Source organism: Kitasatospora sp. NPDC091257 (assembly GCF_044757675.1).
In the GTDB taxonomy this organism is placed as follows: domain Bacteria; phylum Actinomycetota; class Actinomycetes; order Streptomycetales; family Streptomycetaceae; genus Kitasatospora; species Kitasatospora lactacystinica.
This window is the reverse complement of sequence record NZ_JBIVVI010000446.1, coordinates 1-6,560: the sequence shown is the minus strand read 5'-3', so window position 1 is coordinate 6,560 and position 6,560 is coordinate 1. Positions and strand designations below refer to the sequence as shown.

The window sequence follows — 6,560 nt, the reverse complement described above, 5'->3', positions numbered from 1 at the left end:
CCCCGGCGACCCCGGCGGCCCCCGCCGCCCCGGCCCCGACCGGCTCGGGCGCCCCCGCCGCCCCGGCCCAGGACAAGAACGCGGCGCCCGCCGACGCCCGGCTGACGGTGCCCAAGCCCGGAACCCCGGCCACCGGCCCGGCCGCCAACGGCGACGCCGCGCCCGGCACCGGGGCGGTCGCCACCGGCGCCCTCGCCCCCGGCTTCACCGTCGCCCAGACCACGGTGGTCACCGAGCAGCGCGGCCTCGGCCTGTCCGGCCTCACCTGCGCCCCGGCCGGGACCGGCTTCTGGTTCGCCGGGGCCAGCACCGCCGGCGACCGGGTCGACTACGTCAGCCTGGTCAACACCGAGTCCTCCGCCGCGGTGGTGGACATCAAGCTGTACGGCGACAAGGGCCTGATCGACAACGACTCGGCCAACGGGATCACCGTCGCGCCCGGCAGCTCCCAGGCCGTCCTGCTGTCGACCATCAGCAAGGGCGCGGTCGCCGACCTCGCGGTGCACGTGGTGGTGCGCTCGGGACGGGTCGGCGCCGCGCTGCACGCCGCCGACGGCGGCAAGGGCGCGGACTGGATCCCGGCCTCGGCCGACCCGGCCCCCGTCCAGGTGCTGCCCGGCCTGCCCGCCGACACCGCCTCCGCCCGCCTGGTGGTCTGGGCGCCGCCGGAGGACGACGCCGACCTGAAGATCCAGCTGTCCGGCAAGAACGGCTGGTTCAGCCCGGCCGGCAACGAGTCGATCCACGTCAAGGCGGGCATGGTGGCCGCCGTCGACCTCGGCAAGGTCACCCGCGACGAGGTCGCCGGGCTGCGGCTGTCGCCCAGCGACGACAAGCACCGCACCCCGATCGTGGCCGGACTGCGGATCGACCGGGCGGCGGCCGGCGGCAAGACCGACGCGGCCTGGCTCACCGGCAGCAACCCGGTCGGAGCCCGCGCCACCGTCGCCGACAACCGGGCCGGCGCCTCCACGCTCTACCTGACCTCCAGCGGCGAGGCCGCCACCGTCCGGGTCACCGCCTCGGCCGGCAGCGGTGGCGGCACCCCGGCCACCAAGGAGGTCCAGGTCCCGGCCGGCGGCACGGTCGCCCTCCCGGCGCCCGAGCCCGCCGGGCTGAACGGCGTCTTCGCGCTCACCGCGGAGACCGTCTCCGGCGGCCCGGTGGTGGCCGCCCGGATGCTCTCCCTGCCGGCCAAGGACGTGCCGATGTTCACCGTCCAGGCGCTGCGCGACGACCGCAGCACCGTCAAGGTCCCGCAGGCCGGCCAGGATCCGGGCGTCGTCCTGCGCTGAGCAGCCGACGGGGCGGCACCCTTGGTGCCGCCCCGGAGGGATCAGTCCTCGTCGTAGCGCGGGTCGATGGCGTCCGGGGACAGCCCCAGCAGCTCGGCGACCTGCTCGATCAGGATCTCGTGCACCAGCGCCGCGCGGTCCTCCCGGGTCTTCGCCCGGATCTCCACCGGCCGCCGGTACACCACGATCTGGCTCTTGTGCCCCTGCTTGCCGGGCGACACCCGCCCCAGCGGCACGCCGTCCTCGGCGTCGGCGCCGTCCGGCTCGTGCAGCGGCACCTCCTGGACGGCGAACTCCACCTCGATCAACTGCGGCCAACGCCGTTCGAGGCGCTCCACCGACTCGCGCACGTAGTCGTCGAACAGTTCGGAGCGGGTGAGCGAGATCGGCACCTGGGGCGGCGCCAGCGGGCCGCGCAGGCCCCGCCCGTGCCGGTCGCGGTGCCGGGGGCGGCGCGCCGGGCCTGTCGATGACTGCGGTGCGGAGCTGTCCATATCACTGCCGAGGGTAGTCCTTGGACGGTCGGAAGTGGACCACTCCGGCCGGGAATCGCACGGGGCGTTGGATACGCGGCCCCGGCGCCCGCGGTGCGACACGGCACCCCTTCCGGGCAGGCGGTCTTCGCTCCCCGGCGAGGAGTGCGGTACCGTCCACCCTCGTGAGCTCTGTACGTCGTTGTTCGCGGACCGCGTGCGGCCGGCCGGCCGTCGCGACGCTGACGTACGTCTACGCGGACTCCACCGCCGTCCTCGGCCCGCTCGCCACCTACGCCGAGCCGCACTGCTACGACCTGTGCGCCGAGCACGCCGAGCGCCTCACCGCCCCGCGCGGCTGGGAGGTCGTCCGGCTCGCCGCCGAGGCCGGGCCGCTGCGCCGCAGCAGCGACGACCTGGAGGCGCTGGCCAACGCCGTGCGCGAGGCCGCCCGCCCGCAGACCCCCCGTCAGGGCCGCGGCCCCGAGGGCGAGTCCACCGAGGGCGGCCGCCGCGGCCACCTCCGGGTCCTGCGCTCGCCCGACAACTGAGGACCGGGGTCCGCCGGGCGGATCGCGCCTGATCGGGACCAACCCGGCACGGGGTGTTCGTCCGGCCCGGGTACGCTGCCCGTCTACCGTCACCGCGCCCGTCGATCCGACGCGCGGTGGCCCAGACGTTCCGTGATCAGTCCTAAGACCAGGGTGGAGCCGCAGTGCGCGACCTCAAGCAGCTCGTGAAGGCGTACGACGTCCGGGGCGTCGTCCCGGACCAGTGGGACGAGAGCCTGTCCCGGGCCTTCGGTGCCGCGTTCGTGCAGGTCACCGGCGCGTCCGCGATCGTGGTCGGGCACGACATGCGGCCCTCCTCCCCGGCGCTGAGCCTGGCCTTCGCCGAGGGCGCCGCGGCCTACGGCGCCGACGTGGTGCAGATCGGGCTGTGCTCCACCGACCAGCTGTACTACGCCAGCGGCAAGCTGGACCTGCCCGGCGCGATGTTCACCGCCAGCCACAACCCGGCCCAGTACAACGGCATCAAGCTGTGCCGGGCCGGCGCCGCCCCGGTCGGCCAGGACACCGGTCTGACCGAGATCCGCGAGCTGGTCGAGTCCTGGACCGCCGAGGACGACACCGTCACCGTCCCGGCCAAGGACGTGAAGCCGGGCGAGCTGTCCGCCCAGGACACCCTGCGCGGCTACGCCGACCACCTGCTGGGCCTGGTCGACCTCACCGGGATCCGCCGGCTCAAGGTCGCGGTGGACGCCGGCAACGGCATGGGCGGCCACACCGTGCCGACCGTCTTCGACGGCCTGCCGATCGAGCTCGTGCCGATGTACTTCGAGCTGGACGGCACCTTCCCGAACCACGAGGCCAACCCGCTCGACCCGAAGAACCTGGTCGACCTCCAGGCCAGGGTCCGCGAGGTCGGCGCCGACCTGGGCCTGGCCTTCGACGGCGACGCCGACCGCTGCTTCGTCGTGGACGAGCGCGGCGAGCCGGTCTCCCCGTCGGCGATCACCGCCCTGGTCGCCGTCCGCGAGATCGCCCGCGCCCGCGCCGCCGGCGAGGCCGAGCCGACGGTCATCCACAACCTGATCACCTCCTGGACCGTCCCCGAGGTGGTCCGCGAGCTCGGCGCCAAGCCGGTGCGCACCCGGGTCGGCCACTCCTTCATCAAGCAGGAGATGGCCGAGACCGACGCCGTCTTCGGCGGCGAGCACTCCGCGCACTACTACTTCCGCGACTTCTGGCGCGCCGACACCGGCATGCTGGCCGCCCTGCACGTGCTGGCCGCGCTCGGCGGGCAGCCGGGCGCGCTGTCCGCGCTCACCGCCGAGTACGACCGCTACGCGGCCTCCGGCGAGATCAACAGCACCGTGGCCGACCAGGCCGCCAGCACGGCCGCCGTCCGCGCCGCCTTCGCCGGCGCCGAGGGCACCACGGTGGATGAGCTGGACGGCCTGACCGTGGCCGGCCCGGACTGGTGGTTCAACCTGCGCGCCTCCAACACCGAGCCGCTGCTGCGCCTGAACGTCGAGGCCAAGGACCCGGCGAAGATGGCCGAGCTGCGCGACGGCGTGCTCGCCGTCGTCCGCGGCTGAGCCTGATCACGGGCCCCGGTGCCCCGGCCGGTAGGGTTTCCTATCGGCCGGGGCACCTCCGTGCCACCCCCGAACTTTGGAGAGCCCCATGAAGCTCGAATCCTTCCTGCTGGAGATCCTGGTCTGCCCGCAGTGCCGGGCCGCGCTCGTCGAGGGCGGCACCGAGGAGCAGCCCGAGCTGGTCTGCACCGGCGCGGACTGCGGCCTCGCGTACCCGGTCCGCGAGGGCATTCCGGTCCTCCTGGTGGACGAGGCCCGCCGCCCGGCCTGATGCTGGGGGCGTTGCCCGGGGCGAAAGCCCCACCCCGACCGCCCGGCGCGCAGCGGAGCGCGCGCCCAGAGGACCGCAGCCGGAGGTTCGCCGCATGCTCGACGACACCCTGCTCGACGATCCGGCCGCCCTTCGGCGCGCCGACCACGACCGCGCCCTGCTGGCCCTGGCCGGCGCGGGCGCACGGGTCCGCACCGCGCTGCGCCGGGCCGAGGCGGCCGGGCTCGACCGGCTGCGGCCGGACGGTCGGCCGCGGTCCGTCCTGGTCGCCGGGCACGGCAGCGCGCTGACCGCCGCCGAGATGCTGTCCGCGCTGGCCGGCACGGCCTCCCTGGTCACCCCGCTGCCGCCGACCGAGGCGGCCGCCCCGCGCGCCGACCGGGCCGGCGCCCCGCCCGCCTTCACCGCCGGGCTTGGCTGGCAGCTGCCCGGCTGGGCCGGCCCGCTGGACCTGCTGGTGATCAGCTCCGCCGACGGCGGCGAGCAGGGCCTGGTCGGCCTCGCCGAGCAGGCGTACGCGCGCGGCTGCGCGATCGTCGTCACCGCCCCGGCCGGCAGCGCGCTGGCCGAGGCCGCGCTGCAGGTGCGCGCCCTGCCGCTGCCCTTCGTGGCCTCGGCGTCGTCCGAGGACCTCGCGCCGGTGCGGGCCGCCGAGCCGGACCTGCCGGCCGAGGACCCGGCGGCGCTCTGGTCCCACCTCACCCCGCTGCTGGCGCTGGCCCAGAAGATCGGCCTCACCCAGCTCCCGTACGACGCGCTGCCGGCCGTCGCCGACCTGCTGGACGCCACCGCCGTGCGCTGCCGCCCGGACGCCGCCGCGTACACCAACCCGGCGAAGGGCCTGGCCGCCCGGCTGGCCGGGACGGTCCCGCTGCTGTGGGCCGAGGGCCCGATCGCGGGGGCGGCCGCCACCCGGTTCGCCGCCCAGCTGGCCGACCGGGCCGGGCGCCCGGCGCTGGCCGGGCCGCTGCCGCAGGTGCTCACCGCCCACCGCGGCATGTTCACCGGGCAGTTGGGCGCGGGTGCCGACCCGGACGACTTCTTCCGTGACCGGGTCGAGGAGCCGGACCCGTTGCACCTTCAGGTGCTGCTGCTGCGGCACGCCCCGGGCGCGGCCGTCCCGGCGGCCGAGGACGGGCAGGACGGCCCGGCCGAGGTGCCGGAGGAGGACGCGGGGCCGCGCAGCTTCGGCGTGACCCGGGCGCACCGGCTGGCCGCCGCGCACGACGTCCGGCTGACCGAGTTCGCGAGCGCCCGGCCCGACCCGCTGCACGCGCTGGCCGACCTGGTCGCGCTGACCGACTTCGCCGCCGTCTACCTGGGGCTCGCCGCGCAGTCCTGAGACGGTCGGCCGGGTGGAACCTCCGGGCCGGTACGGTAAGCGCTCGACGAGCTGATCGACCCGTGAGGACTTTCGAGGCATGAGTACCGAAGGCGGCACCAAGGCACTGATCGCGGCACTGTCCGCGAACCTGGCGATCGCGGCGGCCAAGTTCACCGCCTTCGGCTTCACCGGTTCCTCCTCGATGCTGGCCGAGGGCGTGCACTCGGTGGCCGACTCCGGCAACCAGGTGCTGCTGCTGATCGGCGGAAAGCGGGCGCGCCGGGAGGCCGACGAGGAGCATCCCTTCGGGTACGGCCGCGAGCGCTACGTGTACGGCTTCCTGGTGGCCGTCGTGCTGTTCAGCGTCGGTGGCCTGTTCGCGATCTACGAGGGCTGGCACAAGATCAGCCACCCGGAGACCCTGGACGCCTGGGGCTGGGCGGTCGGCGTGCTGGTCTTCGCCATAGGGATGGAGGGCTGGTCCTTCCTCACCGCGATGCGGGAGTCCGCCAAGGCCAAGGGTCGGCAGGGCTGGGTGCAGTTCATCCGCACCGCCAAGGCGCCGGAGCTGCCGGTGGTGCTGCTGGAGGACACTGGTGCGCTGATCGGTCTGGTGCTCGCGCTGTTCGGCGTCGGGCTCACCGTGATCACCGGCAACGGCGTCTGGGACGGCGTCGGCACCCTGTGCATCGGCGTCCTGCTGGTGGTGATCGCCGTGGTGCTCGCCATGGAGACCAAGTCGCTGCTGCTCGGCGAGTCGGCGAACAAGGACTCGGTGTACCGGATCCGGGAGGCGCTGGTGGACGGCGAGACGGTCACCGGGGTGATCCACATGCGCACCCTGCACCTCGGCCCGGAGGAGCTGCTGGTCGCCGCCAAGATCGCCGTCAACGCCGAGGACAGCGCCGCCCGGGTGGCGGAGGCGATCGACGCGGCCGAGGAGCGGGTCCGCGCGGTCGTCCCGATCGCCCGGGCGATCTACCTGGAGCCCGACGTGTACAGCGCCGAGAAGGCCGCGGCGGGCGACGACCCCGCCGCCACGCCCGGTGGTCCGGGCCCGGCCGACGCGCACTGAACCCCACCCCGGCCCCGCGGC

The 6,560-nt window shown here is 75.2% G+C and carries 7 protein-coding genes; 6 read left to right on the top strand and 1 reads right to left on the bottom strand.

The window, feature by feature from the left end; translation table 11 throughout:
- The coding region (locus ACIQOV_RS21110; RefSeq protein ID WP_401050574.1) for a DUF5719 family protein at window positions 1–1,295 on the top strand (1,295 nt) is incomplete at its 5' end.
- Window positions 1,296–1,336: 41 nt separating this feature from the next.
- Here ACIQOV_RS21110 and ACIQOV_RS21105 read toward each other — a convergent pair.
- Window positions 1,337–1,789 (bottom strand): metallopeptidase family protein, encoded by a 453-nt coding sequence (locus ACIQOV_RS21105; protein ID WP_359910079.1) that lies wholly within the window; start codon window positions 1,787–1,789, stop codon window positions 1,337–1,339.
- A 164-nt stretch (window positions 1,790–1,953) separates the two neighbouring features.
- On the opposite strand from ACIQOV_RS21105, the gene ACIQOV_RS21100 reads away from it, so the two are divergent.
- From ACIQOV_RS21100 to ACIQOV_RS21080, 5 genes are all read left to right on the top strand, one after another.
- On the top strand, window positions 1,954–2,319 hold the full coding sequence (locus tag ACIQOV_RS21100) for a DUF3499 domain-containing protein (RefSeq protein ID WP_030289946.1): 366 nt from the start codon (window positions 1,954–1,956) through the stop codon (window positions 2,317–2,319).
- A 164-nt stretch (window positions 2,320–2,483) separates the two neighbouring features.
- Window positions 2,484–3,869 carry a phosphomannomutase/phosphoglucomutase gene (locus ACIQOV_RS21095; RefSeq protein ID WP_401050572.1) on the top strand — a complete coding sequence of 462 codons (1,386 nt, stop codon included), beginning with the start codon at window positions 2,484–2,486 and terminating at the stop codon, window positions 3,867–3,869.
- 88 nt (window positions 3,870–3,957) lie between these two features.
- Entirely contained in the window at window positions 3,958–4,140 is a 183-nt protein-coding gene (locus tag ACIQOV_RS21090) for a Trm112 family protein (protein ID WP_049659271.1), read from the top strand.
- A 94-nt stretch (window positions 4,141–4,234) separates the two neighbouring features.
- Entirely contained in the window at window positions 4,235–5,482 is a 1,248-nt protein-coding gene (locus ACIQOV_RS21085) for an SIS domain-containing protein (protein WP_401050570.1), read from the top strand.
- A gap of 79 nt (window positions 5,483–5,561) precedes the next feature.
- Window positions 5,562–6,539 (top strand): cation diffusion facilitator family transporter, encoded by a 978-nt coding sequence (locus ACIQOV_RS21080; protein WP_401050568.1) that lies wholly within the window; start codon window positions 5,562–5,564, stop codon window positions 6,537–6,539.
- Window positions 6,540–6,560: the final 21 nt, after the last annotated feature.

Bases quoted from the DNA above. Each gene is read 5' to 3' on its own strand.
- ACIQOV_RS21105 (WP_359910079.1), bottom strand. From the start codon at position 1,789: ATGGACAGCTCCGCACCGCAGTCATCGACAGGCCCGGCGCGCCGCCCC.
- ACIQOV_RS21090 (WP_049659271.1), top strand. From the start codon at position 3,958: ATGAAGCTCGAATCCTTCCTGCTGGAGATCCTGGTCTGCCCGCAGTGC.
- ACIQOV_RS21085 (WP_401050570.1), top strand. From the start codon at position 4,235: ATGCTCGACGACACCCTGCTCGACGATCCGGCCGCCCTTCGGCGCGCC.
- ACIQOV_RS21080 (WP_401050568.1), top strand. From the start codon at position 5,562: ATGAGTACCGAAGGCGGCACCAAGGCACTGATCGCGGCACTGTCCGCG.